At 58.4% G+C, this 16,689-nt stretch carries 17 protein-coding genes; 11 read left to right on the top strand and 6 right to left on the bottom strand.

The genetic code is table 11. From position 1 onward, the window contains the following. The first annotated feature begins 5 nt into the window (after positions 1–5). Positions 6–599, top strand: a complete 594-nt coding sequence (gene thpR, locus AC1ROR_RS19205; protein ID WP_003492455.1) for an RNA 2',3'-cyclic phosphodiesterase — start codon at positions 6–8, stop codon at positions 597–599. On the opposite strand, the gene AC1ROR_RS19210 is transcribed toward thpR, so the two are convergent. Further along, positions 533–1,012 (bottom strand): low molecular weight protein-tyrosine-phosphatase, encoded by a 480-nt coding sequence (locus tag AC1ROR_RS19210; protein WP_498590384.1) that lies wholly within the window; start codon positions 1,010–1,012, stop codon positions 533–535. The genes thpR and AC1ROR_RS19210 overlap by 67 nt on opposite strands. Positions 1,013–1,095: 83 nt before the next feature. Between AC1ROR_RS19210 and AC1ROR_RS19215 the strand changes: the two genes are divergently transcribed. The 7 genes from AC1ROR_RS19215 to AC1ROR_RS19245 all read left to right on the top strand — a co-directional run bounded on the left by AC1ROR_RS19215 (position 1,096) and on the right by AC1ROR_RS19245 (position 6,908). Then, entirely contained in the window at positions 1,096–1,401 is a 306-nt protein-coding gene (locus tag AC1ROR_RS19215; RefSeq protein ID WP_035221696.1) for a 4a-hydroxytetrahydrobiopterin dehydratase, read from the top strand. Positions 1,402–1,452: 51 nt separating this feature from the next. Next, positions 1,453–1,833, top strand: a complete 381-nt coding sequence (locus AC1ROR_RS19220) for a YkvA family protein (protein ID WP_035221694.1) — start codon at positions 1,453–1,455, stop codon at positions 1,831–1,833. A 297-nt stretch (positions 1,834–2,130) separates the two neighbouring features. Beyond that, a complete protein-coding gene (locus tag AC1ROR_RS19225) occupies positions 2,131–2,634 on the top strand; it encodes an invasion associated locus B family protein (protein ID WP_035221692.1) in 504 nt (167 codons plus the stop codon). A 266-nt stretch (positions 2,635–2,900) separates the two neighbouring features. Continuing rightward, a complete protein-coding gene (rlmN, locus tag AC1ROR_RS19230; protein ID WP_078052458.1) occupies positions 2,901–4,073 on the top strand; it encodes a dual-specificity RNA methyltransferase RlmN in 1,173 nt (390 codons plus the stop codon). 108 nt (positions 4,074–4,181) lie between these two features. After that, on the top strand, positions 4,182–5,135 hold the full coding sequence (locus AC1ROR_RS19235) for an ABC transporter substrate-binding protein (RefSeq protein ID WP_035221690.1): 954 nt from the start codon (positions 4,182–4,184) through the stop codon (positions 5,133–5,135). A gap of 100 nt (positions 5,136–5,235) precedes the next feature. Next, positions 5,236–6,117 carry an ABC transporter permease gene (locus AC1ROR_RS19240; protein WP_035221688.1) on the top strand — a complete coding sequence of 294 codons (882 nt, stop codon included), beginning with the start codon at positions 5,236–5,238 and terminating at the stop codon, positions 6,115–6,117. Beyond that, on the top strand, positions 6,114–6,908 hold the full coding sequence (locus AC1ROR_RS19245) for an ABC transporter ATP-binding protein (RefSeq protein ID WP_498590385.1): 795 nt from the start codon (positions 6,114–6,116) through the stop codon (positions 6,906–6,908). Before AC1ROR_RS19240 ends, AC1ROR_RS19245 begins: the two co-directional genes overlap by 4 nt. A gap of 40 nt (positions 6,909–6,948) precedes the next feature. On the opposite strand, the gene AC1ROR_RS19250 is transcribed toward AC1ROR_RS19245, so the two are convergent. Continuing rightward, positions 6,949–7,596 (bottom strand): LysE family translocator, encoded by a 648-nt coding sequence (locus AC1ROR_RS19250; RefSeq protein WP_498590386.1) that lies wholly within the window; start codon positions 7,594–7,596, stop codon positions 6,949–6,951. Between the two features lie 150 nt (positions 7,597–7,746). Beyond that, positions 7,747–8,601: an SDR family NAD(P)-dependent oxidoreductase gene (locus AC1ROR_RS19255; protein ID WP_080836140.1), complete on the bottom strand. Its 855-nt coding sequence runs from the start codon at positions 8,599–8,601 to the stop codon at positions 7,747–7,749. Positions 8,602–8,941: 340 nt separating this feature from the next. On the opposite strand from AC1ROR_RS19255, the gene AC1ROR_RS19260 reads away from it, so the two are divergent. After that, positions 8,942–10,165 carry an argininosuccinate synthase gene (locus AC1ROR_RS19260; RefSeq protein WP_498590387.1) on the top strand — a complete coding sequence of 408 codons (1,224 nt, stop codon included), beginning with the start codon at positions 8,942–8,944 and terminating at the stop codon, positions 10,163–10,165. Between the two features lie 57 nt (positions 10,166–10,222). On the opposite strand, the gene AC1ROR_RS19265 is transcribed toward AC1ROR_RS19260, so the two are convergent. The 3 genes from AC1ROR_RS19265 to AC1ROR_RS19275 all read right to left on the bottom strand — a co-directional run bounded on the left by AC1ROR_RS19265 (position 10,223) and on the right by AC1ROR_RS19275 (position 12,441). Further along, positions 10,223–11,419, bottom strand: a complete 1,197-nt coding sequence (locus tag AC1ROR_RS19265) for a multidrug effflux MFS transporter (RefSeq protein WP_498590388.1) — start codon at positions 11,417–11,419, stop codon at positions 10,223–10,225. 5 nt (positions 11,420–11,424) lie between these two features. After that, positions 11,425–11,883 (bottom strand): MarR family winged helix-turn-helix transcriptional regulator, encoded by a 459-nt coding sequence (locus AC1ROR_RS19270; protein ID WP_080836138.1) that lies wholly within the window; start codon positions 11,881–11,883, stop codon positions 11,425–11,427. A 132-nt stretch (positions 11,884–12,015) separates the two neighbouring features. Continuing rightward, complete coding sequence (locus tag AC1ROR_RS19275) at positions 12,016–12,441, bottom strand: hypothetical protein (RefSeq protein WP_498590389.1); 426 nt, start codon at positions 12,439–12,441, stop codon at positions 12,016–12,018. Positions 12,442–12,617: 176 nt separating this feature from the next. Between AC1ROR_RS19275 and AC1ROR_RS19280 the strand changes: the two genes are divergently transcribed. Then, positions 12,618–14,678 (top strand): M3 family metallopeptidase, encoded by a 2,061-nt coding sequence (locus AC1ROR_RS19280; RefSeq protein ID WP_498590390.1) that lies wholly within the window; start codon positions 12,618–12,620, stop codon positions 14,676–14,678. 163 nt (positions 14,679–14,841) lie between these two features. Next, positions 14,842–16,662, top strand: coding sequence for a translational GTPase TypA (typA, locus tag AC1ROR_RS19285; RefSeq protein ID WP_003523483.1), 1,821 nt, complete (start codon positions 14,842–14,844; stop codon positions 16,660–16,662). The last annotated feature ends 27 nt before the right edge of the window (positions 16,663–16,689 follow it).

Consider the following 16,689-nt stretch of genomic DNA (forward strand, 5'->3'; position numbering starts at 1 on the left):
TCGCCATGCCGAGACTGTTTACCGCCCTCGAAATTCCGCGCAATGCGGCTATGAGCCTCTCATTGTTGCGCGGTGGTCTGCCGGGAGCCCGGTGGATCGATGTGGAGAATTATCACATAACCCTGCGTTTTATCGGTGATATCGACGGGCGGACCGCCGATGAGGTCGTTGACCGGCTGGATCGGATCGAAAGGCCGGAATTCCAGCTTAATCTCACCGGCATGGGTTCCTTCGGTTCCAAGAAACCGCATTCCATCTGGGCAGGGGTTTCCCCCTCACCGGAAATGCATGCGCTGCAGGCCGAGGTCGAAAGAATTTGTCAGAGGATCGGTCTCCCACCCGATCCGCGCAAATTCATGCCACATGTGACGCTGGCGCGGCTGCGCTCCTCGCGTCTGGACGATGTGGTGCATTATCTTTCCGGACGCGGCAACTTCCGCACCTCGCCCTTCACGGTCGGCCGTTTCGTGCTGATGTCGTCGAAGGAATCGGTGGGCGGCGGGCCCTATATCGTTGAAGAGGCGTTCCCGCTTCACGAGGCGCGATCCAGCTCCATCTTTTCGAGCAACGAGCTGCATCCCGCCAAAAGCATGTTGTAGACGGTCAGAAAGCCGTCTTCACCGCCGAAATATGGATCGGGGATGCTATCGCGGCGTCCCGACGCATAGTCCAGAAAAAGGTGGATTTTGTGCTTGCGGTTTTCCGGCGCCTTTTGGAGCAGCTTCGCCAGGTTGCTCGTATCCATGGCAAGGATCAGATCGAAGGTTTCGAAATCGGCCTGACTGACCTGCCTTGCCCGTTGCCGGGAAATATCGATGCCATGCTTGCGGGCCACCGCAACCGATCTGCGGTCCGGGGCGTTGCCCGCGTGCCAGCCACCCGTTCCGGCGGAATCGACGGTGAGCTGGTCTGCGACACCTTTCAGTTCGGCAAGATGGGCAAAAACGCCTTCGGCGAGGGGTGAACGGCAGATGTTGCCCATGCAAACAAACAGAACGGATGTGCGTTTCATGAGGATTATGGGTCGCTCCGGCAATTCAAGCGTGCCATGGTTGTGCCGGTACGGCAGGCGCCCTGTCACGCGGAGGTGAAAACATGAAATATCCCAGACTTGAGCAGGACGCCATCCGGCAGGAGCTCTTAAAACTTGAAGGCTGGTCGTTGCGGGAAGATGGCGCGGCGATCGTCAGATCTTTCAAGTTTTCGAGTTTTGCGGAGGCTTTCGGTTTCATGGCGGAGTCCGCTCTTGTGGCGGAAAAGCTCAACCACCACCCGGAATGGTCCAATGTCTACTCGCGGGTGAAGGTCTGCCTCACCACGCATGATTCGCAGGGCGTGACCGAGCAGGATTTTCTTCTGGCCGGTGCCATGCAGAAGGCTGCCGCCGGCCGGGGGAATTGAACGGTGGGCCATAAGTCCCATATAATAGCCGTGACCGGAGGACCGTCGATCATGGATGATGTGAAAATCGGTGAAATTCTTCTGCCCGGCGAAAACGACAGGCAGGAAGAGCGCGAGAGCGTCGTGCGTGCCAAATTCTGGCCGAAGCTGAAGCGCGTGATGACGAAGGTGCCGTTCGCGCGCGACGCGGCGGCTGCCTATTATTGCGCGATCGACCGCGACACGCCGCTGCGCGCAAAGGGCATCATTCTGGCCGCTCTTGCCTATTTCATCATGCCGATGGATGCCGTGCCGGATGTGCTGGCGGTCATCGGTTTTACCGACGACATCGCGGTTATCACTGCCGCCCTTGCCATGATCCGCGCCCATATCAAGATGGAACATTACGACGCCGCGGACGCCATGCTGAAAAGACAGCAGGAAGCCGGGTAACGTGTCTGTGATGTGCCTGCCCGGTCGAGCCCGGCAGGTGACAAATTCTTGCCTGAATTTATGTGTCATACACATGACGGAAGGACGTGCCTCGCCCTTCTCCTCAGGGTGCTGGGAGTCGCCGATCTGTAACACTGCAAGACGTTTTCGGCATTTTATGCGTGTTGTTGACGGTTTGGTAACCGCTTCCTGACCACAATGAGAAAAGACGATCCGCACCTGAACGTGGCCGATCCATAAAATGGAGCCCGCCGCTGCTTCGGGCCAATGGAAGACAATAACCCGGCAGGAAATTCTATGTTTGTAAGAAGTGTAGCAACCGCAGTGGCCATTTTGCTGACCAGCGTCGGCGTAGCATCTGCACAGTCGCCCACGCGCATCCAGCAGTTCAATGCATGGGGTGCCTATTCGTACAAATCGGGCAACAGCACCGTCTGCTACGTTCTTTCCATTCCGACCGCCAAGGAACCGGCGAGCGTCGATCACGGTGATATCTTCTTCATCGTGTCGCAGCGTCCGGGCCAGAACATCTCCTACGAGCCGCAGGCCATGGTGGGCTACCCGCTGAAGCAGGGTTCCAAGGTCAATGTGACGATCGATAACAAGAACTTCGTCATGTTCACCAAGGACAAGGCTGCCTGGGTTGAAAATGCTGCCGAAGAACCTGCCCTCGTCGCTGCGATGAAGGGCGGCAAGTCGATGACCGTCAAGGCCGTCTCCGGCCGCGGCACCGCGACGTCCTATTCCTATTCGCTCTCGGGCATTTCGGCCGCTCTCAAGCAGATCGAGAGCTGCAAGTAATACTGACACTCTGTCAGCTTGGTGGATGGCCGGTCATGGATCGGCCATTTGCGTTTTTACCAGTTTGATGCTAAACGCGCGGCAACATTGACAGGCGGATGCGCGAAAAGTGCTCCGCCTTTGATTTTCTCGACATGCAGACGATTTTCCGCCTATCCGACAGGCCGGTCGTGCGATGCATGGAATGATGGGATAGCGTGATGTCCGTAATGCAAGCTCCTGCCGGCCTGGCAGTCAAAACCCCGCTGATCGCCAATAGCGATCTCATGTCCGGCAAGCCGTCGCTGATCGGCCTGACGCGTGAGGACATGGGCGAGGCGCTGGCCGAAATCGGCGTGCCGCAGAAGCAGGTGAAGATGCGCGTCAGCCAGTTGTGGAACTGGCTTTATGTGCGCGGCGTCTCGGATTTCGACAATATGACCAATGTCGCCAAGGAGCTTCGCGAGAAGCTGAAGGCGGCCTTCACCATCGCTCGTCCGGAAATCGTCGAAGAGCAGATTTCCAATGACGGTACCCGCAAATGGCTGATGCGTTTCCCGCCGCGCGGTGCGGGACGTCCCGTCGAGATCGAGACTGTCTATATTCCCGAAGAGGGTCGCGGCACGCTGTGCATTTCGAGTCAGGTGGGCTGTTCGCTGACCTGTTCCTTCTGTCACACCGGCACCCAGCGCCTGGTGCGCAATCTGACGGCTGAGGAAATCCTCTCCCAGCTTCTGCTGGCCCGCGATCGGCTCGGCGATTTTCCCGATGGTTCGACACCGGTTGGCGCCTATGTGCCGAGCGAAGGCCGCAAGGTCTCCAACATCGTGATGATGGGGATGGGCGAACCGCTCTATAATTTTGAACATGTGAAGACGGCCCTGCTGATTGCGACCGACGGCGACGGCCTGTCGCTCTCCAAGCGCAGGGTCACGCTCTCCACCTCCGGCGTTGTGCCGGAAATCTTCCGCACCGGTGATGAGATCGGCGTGATGCTGGCGATTTCGCTGCATGCGGTGCGTGATGAGCTGCGCGACATGCTGGTGCCGATCAACAAGAAATATCCGCTGAAGGAGTTGATCGAAGCCTGCCGCAAATATCCCGGCCTTTCCAATGCCCGCCGCATCACCTTCGAATATGTGATGCTGAAGGATGTGAATGACAGCCTGGAAGACGCCAAGATGCTGGTTCAGCTTCTGAAGGGCGTTCCGGCCAAGATCAACCTCATCCCGTTCAATCCATGGCCGGGCACGAATTACCAGTGCTCTGACTGGGCGCAGATCGAGAAGTTCGCCGATTTCATCAATCAGGCGGGTTATGCCTCGCCGATCCGCACTCCGCGCGGCCGCGACATTCTCGCCGCCTGCGGTCAGCTGAAGTCGGAATCGGAGCGCATGCGCAAGACGGAGCGGCTGGCTTTCGAGGCCATGATGATCGCCAACCATGGCGCTGATGACTGAATAAGTCACAACTGCGCCAGAAAGCTTGGCTTGCGGCGGTTCTACGATTGATTTCGGGCTGTCTTGTTTCTAATAAGACGGCAATAAGAAACCAACTGGAGGATACCCATGCGCGCATTTATTCTTGCGCTCGCAGCCGCGAGCGCCCTCGTTCTGCCGGCCAAGGCTGAAAACGTCACCGTTGCCGTCACCGCCATTGTCGAACATCCGGCTCTTGACGCCGCCCGTGATGGCGTCAAGGCCGCCCTTGCGGAAGCCGGTTACAAGGAAGGCGAGAACCTCAAGTTCCTCTACGAGTCCGCGCAGGGCAATCCCGGCACCGCAGCGCAGATCGCGCGCCAGTTCGTGGGCGATGCGCCTGATGTCATCGTGCCGATCTCCACGCCGTCGGCACAGGCCGTCGTTGCGGCGACGCGCGATATTCCTGTCGTCTTCACGGCCGTTTCCGATCCGGTCGGTGCACAGCTCGTCAAGAGCATGGAAAAACCCGGCCGCAACGTGACCGGTCTTTCCGACATGCTGCCGGTTGGCGAGCATCTGGCTCTCATCAAGGAAATTTCGCCGAACGCGAAGTCCATCGGCTTCATCTACAACTCGGCCGAGGCCAACTCCGCTTCCACTCTCGCACTGCTGAAGGCTGAAGCCGAAAAGGCCGGCTTGAAGATCGTCGAATCCGTCGCCACCAAGTCCGCTGAAGTTCAGGGCGCAACACGCGCGCTGGTCGGCAAGGCCGACGTGATCTACGTTCCGACCGACAACACCATCGTTTCCGCTTTTGAGGCGGCAGCAGGCGTTGCAGCGGAAGCCAAGATCCCGCTTTATGCCGCCGATACGGATTCCGTCGCGCGCGGTGCGGTTGCTGCCCTCGGCTTCAACTATTTCGACGTTGGCAAGCAGACCGGCGCCGTGGTTGTCCGCATCCTCAAGGGTGAAAAGCCGGGCGATATTCCGGCCACCGTTGCTGTCGGTACTGATCTGGTGATCAACAAGAAGGCCGCTGAAAAAGCAGGCGTCACCTTCCCGGAAAGCGTGACCAAGCGCGCCACCAAGGTCATCGACTAACAACCGAACTTCGGGCGGCGGCAAACCCGCCGCCCGCTTTGCGCGGCACGAAAACAATGCCCGCATCCGCCGACGTGGCGGCAATAACAAGGACATTATCGTGAGCCAAATCGCCTTCTGGGGTGCCGTGGAGCTGGGACTGGTCTTCGCTTTCGTGGCGATCGGCGTCTATCTCGCTTTCCGCGTGCTTGATTTTCCTGATCTGACCGTTGACGGTTCGTTTCCGCTCGGCGCTGCCGTGGCGGCCGTGCTGATCATTTACGGTCTCAATGCCTGGGTCGCGACGGCGATTGCGATGGTTGCGGGTGCAGCCGCCGGCATCGTTACGGCCACGCTGAACGTCCGCTTCAAGATACTCAACCTGCTTGCGTCGATCCTAACGATGATCGCGTTGTTTTCGGTCAATCTCCGTGTGATGGGGAAACCGAATGTGGCGCTGCTTAATCAGGATACGATGATCTCGCCATTTTATGGTCTTGGCCTTTCCGAATATCTCGTGCGGCCGCTCTTTGTCGGCGCGCTGGTGGTGATTGCGGTCATTCTGGTCTGGCGTTTCCTTGAAAGCGATGCTGGACTTGCCATGCGGGCGACGGGCGCCAATGCGCGCATGGCGCGGGCGCAGGGTGTGAAGACCGGCAACCAGATCTATCTCGGCATGGCGCTTTCCAATGCGCTGGTCGCTCTCGGCGGCGCGCTGTTTGCGCAGACCAACGGTTTTGCGGATGTGACCTCGGGTGTCGGCACCATCGTCGTCGGGCTTGCGGCCGTCATCATTGGTGAGACGCTGTTCGGCGCACGGGGCATTCTGATTGCGCTGATCGGCTGTGTTTTCGGCTCCATCGCCTATCGCCTTGCCATCCAGCTCGCTTTGTCGAGTGATGTGCTGGGTCTCAAGGCATCCGATCTTAATTTCGTAACGGCGGTATTGGTGGCCATCGCATTGATCCTGCCCCGACTGCGCCGCGGGGGAGCAACATCGTGATTTCCCTTTCCGATATCCAGGTCGTCTTCGGGCGCGGCACGCCGCTGCAAAAGCAGGCGCTGGCCAAGATCGATCTTACCATTGAGACCGGTTCTTTCGTGACCGTCATCGGCTCGAACGGGGCTGGAAAATCCACGCTTCTCGGCGTTCTGGCCGGTGATGTCCTGCCGACGGCCGGAAAGGTGACGATCGGCGGCGCTGATGTCACCCGCAAGCCGACCGCGAGCCGGGCTGGACGCGTGGCGCGCGTGTTTCAGGACCCGCTGGCGGGCAGCTGCGGCGCGCTGACCATCGAGGAAAATCTGGCGCTTGCGGCATCACGCGGACAGCGCCGCGGTTTGTTGCCGGCGCTTGGGCGTGGCAGACGGGATTTCTTCAAGGAGCGGATCGCTTCGCTCAATCTCGGCCTGGAAAATCGCCTGAAGGACCGTATGGACCTGTTGTCCGGGGGACAAAGACAGGCGGTCTCGCTTGTCATGGCGACGCTTTCAGGCTCGGATGTGCTGCTGCTGGATGAACATACGGCAGCGCTCGACCCTGGTATGGCGGAGTTCGTGATGGAACTGACCCGCAAGGTGGTCTCCGAGCGCAAGCTGACAACGCTGATGGTCACCCACTCCATGCGCCAGGCGCTGGATTATGGTGACCGCACCATCATGCTGCATGCCGGTGAAATCGTGCTCGACGTATCCGGTGAAAGCCGCAAGGGTCTCGAGGTCGAGGATCTGATCGACATGTTCCGCAAGATACGCGGCCAGACGCTCGACGATGACGAATTGCTGATCGGCTGATTGTTTGAAAAGGCGCCTTCGGGCGCCTTTTCGTTTGCCGTCAGCGCGCTTGCGTGAAGAAAATCTTGAAGGCGAAAACCGAAAAGACGCCGGCGATCGTATAGTCCAGCCCGCGCAGAACCTTCCTGTTGCGTTGCAGCCAGGCGGAGAGGACATCGGCGGCGATAACGATACCGATGCCGATCGGCAGTGCCACGATGATGGACCAGAGCCCAAGAAAAATCAGCTTGCCGGTGACGTGCGGATCGGATGCGCTGACGAATTGCGGCAGGAAGGTCATGAAAAAGATGATGATCTTCGGGTTCAACAGATTGACCCAGATACCGTTCAGCAAGGCCCCCTTCAGGGAAGATTGCGGTTTTTCGTCGGTCGTCTTGACCATCACGAAATCCGAACCCTTGCGGATCGCCTGAATGGCGAGCCAGACCAGATAGGCGGCGCCGCCGGTCTTTAGGATCATGAAGGCGGTCGGTGAGGCAACGATGAGCGCGGCAACACCGAAAGCGACAAGCATCGTATGTACGGTGATGCCGATATTGGTTCCCAGAAGGGTCATGAAACCCGCTGTGCGGCCCTCGCGTAGCGAACGGCTGATCCACAACGTCATGTCGGGTCCGGGCGTTACCGCCAGGAGCAATATGGCGATGGTGAAGGCGGCAAGTGTTGGCAGGCTTGGAACGAAATCCATCGCGGCACCCGTGAAATCTGGAGGTTGCCGTTGCTTAACGCGATTTCGCGTTTCTGCCAATGTTTTTGCGTGCCGATGAAATGGCGGGCAAAGCCGAGCCGGTCATGGCGAAAGCCACCGCAATTTTCAAATCGCGGTGGCTCCAGATATTCAGTTTTTCAGGAAGCTGGTGAAGGCGGCGGAATATTCCGTGTGCCAGCGCGACAGCGGCGGACGGTTCTGCACGATATCCTGAGCCGCCCAGAGAATGCGCTTCTCGTCCGTCGGGCGATCCACTTCGCCATCGGGGCAAAGGATGTAGAAATCACCCTTGCCGATACTGTCGACCATGAAGTCGACGGTCTGCTCGCCGGTCCACGCCCCTGCCGGCTTTTCCGTCCTGCCATGCGCCGTCAGGCCCGTAAAGACGAAGCCAGGGATCAGGAGATGGGCGGAAACTGCGCCGTTCGGAATATTGCGCAGTTCGTGCTGGAGCGCTTCCGTGAAGGCTTTTACACCCGCCTTCGAGACATTATAGGCGGGATCGCCGGGCGGGGTGGTGATGCCCTGTTTCGAGCCTGTATTGATGATGAGCGAGGCCTCGCCATGGGCGATCATGCCCTGCCCGAAGACGCGGCTGCCATTCACCACGCCCATCAGGTTGACGTTGATGACTTTTTCCCAATTGGTCTGCGGGCCAAAAATGGCGCTTCCGGGCTGGATGCCGGCATTGTTCATCAGCACGTGAACCCGCCCGAAACGCTGGATGACAGCACGTTCCAGCGCTTCCAGCTCATCGAGTTTCGACACGTCGGTGGGGATTGCGACGATCTGCGCCTCGCCGTCCTTTGCGACGGCCAGAATATCCGCGTGCGCTGCGGCGAGCCTGTCGCCATCGAGATCAGCGAGCACGACGCTCATGCCGAAACCGGCGAATTTGCGCGCGGCGGCAAGTCCGATGCCGGATGCGGCACCGGTGATGACGGCGACATTATCTTCCTTGAATGCGGGGTGGATGGTCGTCATAGGTTTCTCCTTCGCGTCGTTTTGTGCTGTTTCCAGCCGTTTGCAACGTTGCCTGAACCCTGAGTGGCTTCATTCACGGTCTTCAAGTCGATCGAGACGCTCCATGTTAAAGCGCGAAATTCCATAATGCATGTGACAAACCCTTCGTTCCAGTCATGAAGAGCCGGTGGCTTGCATTTGGCCTTTCGCAAATGCGCGTTGCCCTTTCGCGCCATTCGCTGTTTTGTCGCGCATCTTTTCGGAAAATCGCTTCACAGTTTTGGGGTTGCACTGTAAAAGTGCCGAAATCCCAAGGAAATGGCGGTACCCCGATGCCGTCATCATGCAGATGGACATCATTATGGCACTCCCGAAAGACGTTAAGAAAGTCGTTCTCGCCTATTCCGGCGGCCTCGACACCTCGATTATCCTGAAGTGGCTTCAGACGGAACTCGGCGCGGAAGTCGTGACTTTCACCGCCGATCTCGGCCAGGGCGAAGAGCTTGAGCCGGCACGCAAGAAGGCCGAGATGCTGGGCATCAAGGAAATCTTCATCGAGGACGTCCGCGAAGAGTTCGTTCGGGATTTCGTGTTCCCGATGTTCCGTGCCAACGCCGTTTATGAAGGCGTCTATCTGCTCGGCACCTCCATTGCACGTCCGCTGATTTCCAAGCACCTGATCGAGATCGCCAAGAAGACCGGCGCCGACGCCATTGCGCATGGCGCCACCGGCAAGGGTAACGACCAGGTCCGTTTCGAGCTTTCGGCTTATGCGCTGAACCCGGATATCAAGATCATCGCCCCCTGGCGCGACTGGACGTTCAAGAGCCGTACCGACCTCCTGAACTTCGCCGAACAGCACCAGATTCCCGTTGCCAAGGACAAGAAGGGCGAAGCGCCTTTCTCGGTTGACGCCAACCTTCTGCATTCCTCCTCCGAGGGCAAGGTTCTGGAAGACCCGGCACTGGAAGCTCCGGAATATGTGCATATGCGCACCATCTCGCCGGAAGCGGCCCCGGACAAGGCAACCGTCATCAAGGTCGGTTTCCGCAAGGGCGATGCCTGCTCCATCAACGGCGTTGAAATGTCGCCGGCCACGCTTCTTGCAACGCTCAACAATTACGGTCGTGAAAACGGCATCGGTCGTCTCGATCTCGTTGAGAACCGTTTCGTCGGCATGAAGTCTCGCGGTGTTTACGAGACGCCCGGCGGCACCATCCTGCTGGCCGCGCATCGCGCGATCGAATCCATCACGCTTGACCGGGGTGCAGCACACCTCAAGGACGAGCTGATGCCGCGTTACGCCGAACTGATCTATTACGGCTTCTGGTTCTCGCCCGAGCGTGAAATGCTGCAGGCTCTGATCGACAAGAGCCAGGAACATGTGGAAGGCGAAGTGACGCTGAAGCTCTACAAGGGCAACGTCATGGTAACCGGCCGCAAGAGCGCCAAGTCGCTTTATTCCGACGCGCTGGTAACCTTCGAAGACGACCACGGTGCTTACGACCAGAAGGATGCGGCCGGCTTCATCAAGCTCAATGCGCTACGCTTGCGCACCCTGGCCAAGCGTAACCTCAGCAAGTAATTTTCACTGAGGTACAGATAAGAAAAACCCGCAGGCGGGAACGCCCTGCGGGTTTTTTCACGTCTGTCTTTTGGAGACGATCCTGAAGCCGATGTAGCTTGCGACTGCCGTAAACTCCATCACCGGGATGATGATGCCAAAGCCGGTGAGAGGCGAGCCGACCAGCGAGGCCGCGGCTCCGCCCGCAAAACCCGATCCCATCTGGATAAAACCCATCATGGCCGATGCCGAACCGGCAATGTGCGGGAAGGGCGCAAGGGCGGCCGTCACCATCGAGGGCGTCAGCAAGGCGATGCCGACTGTCGCCACTGCCACTGGGCCCATGATGGAGAGGAAGGACGGCGGCACCAGGAACACCGACAGCATGATGAGAAGGCCACCCATGCCGGAAAAACAGAGGCCGAGCATGACCGAACGGCGGTCGCCCAGCCGCGGTGCGATATAACGCAGGGCGATGGAGCCGAAGAAATAAGCGCCGGTCTGCATCAGCATGCCGACGCCGAAGGCTGTGGGGGACATGCCGACTTCGTTGATAAGGATGAAAGTCAGCATGGTCGCCTGCGCATAAAGCGCGCCTATGGAGCCGCCGAGTACCAGTGCGGCGAGAAGAAAACGCGGCTCGGTCAACAACGTCCCATAGGCTGAGAGGAGCCGACGGGGACGGATCAGGCTTCTGTCCGGGACCGTCGTTTCGCGCAGAAAAACCACCACGCAGAAGATGGCGATGGCGCCGAGGCCGGCCATCAGGAAAAATACCGATTGCCAGCCGAAAGCCGCAAGCGATAGCCCGCCGATTGTCGGTCCCATGGCGGGACCGACGGCCAGCATGATGCCGATGAGGTTCATGATGCTGGAGGCTTCCGCGCCGGCAAACTGATCCCGCACCACGGCGCGCGCCACCGTCATGCCAACGGAGGCGCCTATGCCCTGGACAAGCCGGGCAAAAAGCAGCACTTCAATTGTCGGGGCAAGGATGGCGAGCAAGCCGCCGCCGAGAAAGATCGACAGGAAGACGAGGCTCGCCTTGCGCCGCCCGAAGGCGTCGGACGCCGGCCCGGCAAGCAGCTGCGCTATGGCGAAACCGGCAAAATAGAGGGAGAGACTGAGTTTTACGGCGGACTCGGTGGTGGCGAAAACCCGTGTCAGCTCCGGCATGGCCGGCGTGTAGATCGACATGGAAATGGGGGCCAGCGCCGTCAGCAACGCTCCAAGAATTGCCGTGCGCCTTGTTGACATGATCGTTTTTGACGACATTGCGATCAGCCGTTCTGGCCCGGCTGTTCCGGCTGCAGATTGTTGCGAAGCGTCTGCAGGAAGCTGCGGAAGAGCGCGACTTCCTCTTCATTCAGGCCCTGCGTGGCATGGCGGACGAGTTCATCGATCTCCTGGCGCACGGCTTCCAGCATGTCGGTGGAGGTCTCCGTCAGCACGATGCGCTTGGAACGCCTGTCCTGAGGGTCCTGCTGGCGTTCGATGAGGTTGAGCGATTGCAGCTTGTCGAGATAGGCGCAGATTGTCATGGGTTCGATCCCGAGACGGGCGGCGATGTCCGACTGCTTGCTGCCATCCACAACGGCAACCGTCAGCAAGGCTCTCGCCTCGCCGGGTGTCAGGCCCAGTCCGGCCTCAGAAATACGGCGCTCAAATGCACTGTTCAGCAGGCGTGCGCCGCTGTTCAGCAAAAATGCCAATGAATCTTTTTCGCGTTTAGTGCCCATGCTTCGCCTTTTCGTAAGCCAGCCTTACTAAATTCCGGGCGATAAGCAATGGTAAGCAAATCATATTGTCGAAAATCGAGTAAAGTATTTGTCAGTTCGGTCGCGGGACGCTCCGCAACATAATGCTAGTCATCACGTCGAAGCTAAAAAAGACAGCACATCCTGCATTTTCTCCACTTCATCTGCGGTGCCGATAGAACGGGCAATCTCCATCCTATCGGAAAAATAGGTCACAAAGTCGAAATCCGTATCATCGGTTACATCAGCTGTATCGATCACCTCGCCATTGGCGTTCAGCGTCTGTGCCGGTAGTTCGGACGAGAGCTCAAGCCAGGTATCGTGGCTGATTTTCCCGGCCTCGTAATATTTCTGTGCGATTTCCCGTAGTTCGCGGGGGCTGATGCGGGTGAAATCGATGCGATTTATCGTCTCTTCGAAGCCGGTCGCTGCGTCCGGCTGGGCTGCCTTGCCGAAATCGGTGCCGTCTACAGGTCTGGCGTTTCTGGAATTGTCTCTGAAAAGGAAATTATTAGAGGCTCTTAAAGAATAAATCTCCATAATACATATCTCCATCATGGGATATTATTGCGATGAATCAGACCACGCCGTCGCCCGGCCGGTCAATACTTCGCGATGGCGGCACCTGCGTATTCCACACCAAATTCCGGCATATTGAATTGGCGGTGGAGGCGTGCCCATATGGGCTTAAACCGGAATTGTACAAGGAAGATGAAATGCCATCCAAGACCGTCGCTTATCCCGCACTCGTTACCTGGAACGGTCATAACGGTCTGCCAAAATTCGATGCGGTCAAGGATGAGGATTTCGGCCCCGCCTTCGAAGCTGCGCTTCTGTCTCACGAACAGGAAATCGATGCGATTGCCGGCAATGTTCAGGCGCCCACCTTCGAAAATACCGTGACCGCACTCGAAATCGCGGGCGATGAGCTTTCCCGTATTTCGGCCCTGTTCTGGAACAGGGCAGGGGCGCACACCAATAGCGCCATTCAGGCGCTGGAGCGGGAAATCGCGCCGAAAATGTCACGACATTATTCGAAGATCGGCATGAACGAGGCCCTGTTCAAACGTATCGACACGCTGTGGGACGAGCGAGATGCGCTTGGCCTGACGGGCGAGGAGAAGCGGGTTCTCGAGCGACACTGGAAGGGTTTCGTGCGCTCCGGCGCCAAGCTGCAGAAAGACCGCCAGGAGCGTCTTGCGGCGATCAATGAGGAACTTGCCGGTCTTGGTGCGAAATTCGGGCAGAATGTGCTGGCGGATGAAAAGAGCTGGAAGCTGCTGCTCTCCGCAGAAGAGGAACTTGCCGGCATTCCCGGTTTCCTGCGTGATGCGATGGCGGGTGCCGCCCGCGAGTATGGTGAGGACGGCAAATTCGCCGTCACCCTTTCCCGCTCCATCATCGAACCTTTCCTCACCTTTTCCGAGCGCCGTGATTTGCGCGAACAGGCCTTCAAGGCATGGGTGGCGCGTGGTGAAAACGGCGGCGAAACCGACAATCGCGATACCGTTCATCGCACGCTGGAGCTGCGTGAGGAAAAAGCAAAGCTACTCGGCTACAGGAATTTCGCGGCCTACAAACTGGACGACACGATGGCGAAAACGCCGGATGCCGTGAACAGCCTTCTGGGACAGGTCTGGGAAAAGGCCGTGGCACGCGCCGGCGAGGAAGAGGGAGAGCTTGCCGCTATCATCACGCAGGAGGGCAAGAACCACGATGTCATGCCCTGGGACTGGCGCCATTATGCGGAAAAGCTGCGAGCGCAGAAATTCAACTTCTCCGAGGCTGAATTGAAGCCCTATCTGCAGCTGGAAAAAATCATCGAGGCCTGTTTCGATGTGGCCAACCGGCTCTTCGGAATTCGCGCCGTCGAGATCAAGGATGTCGCTGCCTATCATCCGGATGTGCGGGTTTTCGAAATCCGCGACGACAAGGGTGATCTGAAAGCGATGTTCCTTGGCGATTATTTCGCCCGTCCTTCCAAGCGTTCCGGCGCGTGGATGAGTTCTTTCCAGTCGCAGCACAAGTTGCCCCTGAAGAACGGCATCGTTGGCGAAATACCGATCATCTACAATGTCTGCAATTTCGCAAAACCGGCCGAGGGCAAGCCTGCGCTGCTATCGCTTGACGATGCGCGCACGCTGTTTCATGAATTTGGCCACGCCCTGCACGGCATGCTGTCTGATGTCACCTATCCTTCCGTTTCGGGAACGGGCGTCTCGCGTGATTTCGTGGAGTTGCCGTCGCAGCTTTACGAACATTGGCTGACCGTTCCGGAAATTCTGGAAAAATACGCGCTGCATTACGAAACTGGCGCATCCATGCCGAAAGAACTGCTGGACAAGGTGCTTGCGGCCCAGACCTTCAATGCCGGTTTCAGCACGGTGGAATTCACATCTTCGGCAATCGTCGACATGGCGTTCCATACCCGGGAAAGCGTGAGCGATCCCATGGCTGTGCAAGGCGAGGTGCTCTCCGCGCTCAATATGCCGAAGTCCATTGTCATGCGGCATGCGACACCGCATTTCCAGCACGTGTTTTCGGGCGACGGATATTCTGCCGGCTATTATTCCTACATGTGGTCGGAAGTGCTGGACGCCGATGCCTTTTCGGCCTTCGAGGAAACCGGCAATCCCTTCGATGGTGAAATGGCGCGCAAATTGAAGGACAATATCTACTCCGTCGGCGGTTCCATCGATCCGGAGGAGGCCTATCTTGCTTTTCGCGGCAAGATGCCGAGCCCGGACGCCATGCTTTTGAAGCGTGGCCTCGTCTAAGAGTTCGGTATAAAAGACTGTCATATTTCTGAGCTAGAACCTGAGCGCAGGGGCCTTATGACAAGGCCCCCCCTTTCGCATTTGCAAAAAAAAGGTTATGAGCGCGCCAAACTAAATTGGCGCATCTCACGATAGTGGCGCCCAACCTCAGAGATTTTGAACAATGGCACTTCGCAACATCGCGATCATCGCGCACGTTGACCATGGAAAAACGACGCTCGTGGACGAGCTTCTGAAGCAGTCCGGCTCGTTCCGCGACAACCAGCGTGTCGCCGAGCGCGTGATGGATAGCAACGATCTCGAAAAGGAACGTGGCATCACCATTCTCGCCAAGGCGACCTCGGTGGAGTGGAAGGGTGTCCGCATCAACATCGTCGACACCCCCGGCCACGCCGACTTCGGCGGCGAAGTCGAGCGTATCCTGTCGATGGTGGACGGTGCGATCGTTCTGGTCGATAGCTCGGAAGGCCCGATGCCGCAGACCAAGTTCGTGGTCAGCAAGGCGCTGAAGGTCGGTCTTCGCCCGATCGTCGCGATCAACAAGATCGACCGTCCGGATGGCCGCCACGAAGAAGTCATCAACGAAGTCTTCGACCTCTTCGCAAACCTCGACGCCACCGACGAGCAGCTCGATTTCCCGATCCTCTACGGTTCCGGCCGTGACGGCTGGATGAACGTTAACCCGGAAGGCCCGAAGGATCAGGGTCTTGCGCCGCTGCTCGATCTGGTTCTCGAACATGTTCCGGAGCCCAAGGTTGAAGAAGGTCCGTTCCGCCTGATCGGCACCATCCTTGAAGCCAACAACTTCCTCGGCCGCATCATCACCGGCCGCATCGCTTCCGGTTCCATCAAGCCGAACCAGGCGGTGAAGGTTCTCGGCCAGGACGGCAAGGTTATTGAAAACGGCCGTATCTCGAAGATCCTCGCATTCCGCGGCATTGAGCGCACGTCAATCGAAGAAGCCCATGCCGGCGACATCGTCGCCATTGCAGGCCTCTCCAAGGGTACTGTTGCCGACACCTTCTGTGACCCCTCCGTCACCGAGGCGATGACCGCGCAGCCGATCGACCCGCCGACCGTTACCATGTCGTTCATCGTCAACGACAGCCCGCTGGCTGGCACCGAAGGCGACAAGGTCACGAGCCGCGTTATCCGTGACCGTCTGTTCAAGGAAGCCGAAGGCAACGTTGCGCTGAAGATCGAAGAAGCCGAAGGCAAGGATTCGTTCTTCGTTTCCGGCCGTGGCGAATTGCAGCTGGCGGTTCTGATCGAAACCATGCGTCGCGAAGGCTTCGAGCTTGCCGTTTCGCGTCCGCGCGTCGTGATGCACAAGGATGAGAACGGCACCCTGCTGGAGCCGATCGAAGAAGTCGTGATCGACGTTGACGAAGAGCATTCCGGCGTCGTCGTTCAGAAGATGTCCGAGCGCAAGGCTGAAATGGCCGAGCTTCGTCCTTCCGGCGGCAATCGCGTTCGTCTGAAGTTCTATGCACCGACCCGTGGCCTGATCGGCTACCAGTCGGAGCTTTTGACCGACACCCGCGGCACGGCGATCATGAACCGTCTGTTCCACGACTATCAGCCCTTCAAGGGCCAGATTGCCGGCCGCGTGAACGGCGTTCTCTTGTCGAACGGTTCGGGCGAAGCTGTGGCTTATGCCATGTTCAACCTGGAAGATCGCGGCCCGATGATCATCGAGCCGGGTGAAAAGGTCTATGCCGGCATGATCATCGGTATTCACTCTCGCGATAACGATCTCGAAGTGAACGTGCTGAAGGGCAAGCAGCTAACCAACATCCGCGCTGCCGGCAAGGACGAAGCCGTGAAGCTGACGCCGCCGATCCGCATGACGCTTGATCGCGCGCTTTCCTGGATTCAGGACGACGAGCTGATGGAAGTGACGCCGAAGTCCATCCGTCTGCGCAAGATGTTCCTGGACGCCAACGATCGCAAGCGTTTCGAAAAGGCCAAGCTCGCTGTCTGATTGCGGCTTGTCGTTATGAATTCGAAA

The sequence above is a fragment of the Agrobacterium sp. GW821-FHT14E08 genome (assembly GCF_058803865.1).

Bases quoted from the DNA above. Each gene is read 5' to 3' on its own strand.
- thpR (WP_003492455.1), top strand. From the start codon at position 6: ATGCCGAGACTGTTTACCGCCCTCGAAATTCCGCGCAATGCGGCTATG.
- AC1ROR_RS19210 (WP_498590384.1), bottom strand. From the start codon at position 1,012: ATGAAACGCACATCCGTTCTGTTTGTTTGCATGGGCAACATCTGCCGT.
- AC1ROR_RS19215 (WP_035221696.1), top strand. From the start codon at position 1,096: ATGAAATATCCCAGACTTGAGCAGGACGCCATCCGGCAGGAGCTCTTA.
- AC1ROR_RS19220 (WP_035221694.1), top strand. From the start codon at position 1,453: ATGGATGATGTGAAAATCGGTGAAATTCTTCTGCCCGGCGAAAACGAC.
- AC1ROR_RS19225 (WP_035221692.1), top strand. From the start codon at position 2,131: ATGTTTGTAAGAAGTGTAGCAACCGCAGTGGCCATTTTGCTGACCAGC.
- rlmN (WP_078052458.1), top strand. From the start codon at position 2,901: ATGTCCGGCAAGCCGTCGCTGATCGGCCTGACGCGTGAGGACATGGGC.
- AC1ROR_RS19235 (WP_035221690.1), top strand. From the start codon at position 4,182: ATGCGCGCATTTATTCTTGCGCTCGCAGCCGCGAGCGCCCTCGTTCTG.
- AC1ROR_RS19250 (WP_498590386.1), bottom strand. From the start codon at position 7,596: ATGGATTTCGTTCCAAGCCTGCCAACACTTGCCGCCTTCACCATCGCC.
- AC1ROR_RS19255 (WP_080836140.1), bottom strand. From the start codon at position 8,601: ATGACGACCATCCACCCCGCATTCAAGGAAGATAATGTCGCCGTCATC.
- AC1ROR_RS19260 (WP_498590387.1), top strand. From the start codon at position 8,942: ATGGCACTCCCGAAAGACGTTAAGAAAGTCGTTCTCGCCTATTCCGGC.
- AC1ROR_RS19265 (WP_498590388.1), bottom strand. From the start codon at position 11,419: ATGTCGTCAAAAACGATCATGTCAACAAGGCGCACGGCAATTCTTGGA.
- AC1ROR_RS19270 (WP_080836138.1), bottom strand. From the start codon at position 11,883: ATGGGCACTAAACGCGAAAAAGATTCATTGGCATTTTTGCTGAACAGC.
- AC1ROR_RS19275 (WP_498590389.1), bottom strand. From the start codon at position 12,441: ATGGAGATTTATTCTTTAAGAGCCTCTAATAATTTCCTTTTCAGAGAC.
- AC1ROR_RS19280 (WP_498590390.1), top strand. From the start codon at position 12,618: ATGCCATCCAAGACCGTCGCTTATCCCGCACTCGTTACCTGGAACGGT.
- typA (WP_003523483.1), top strand. From the start codon at position 14,842: ATGGCACTTCGCAACATCGCGATCATCGCGCACGTTGACCATGGAAAA.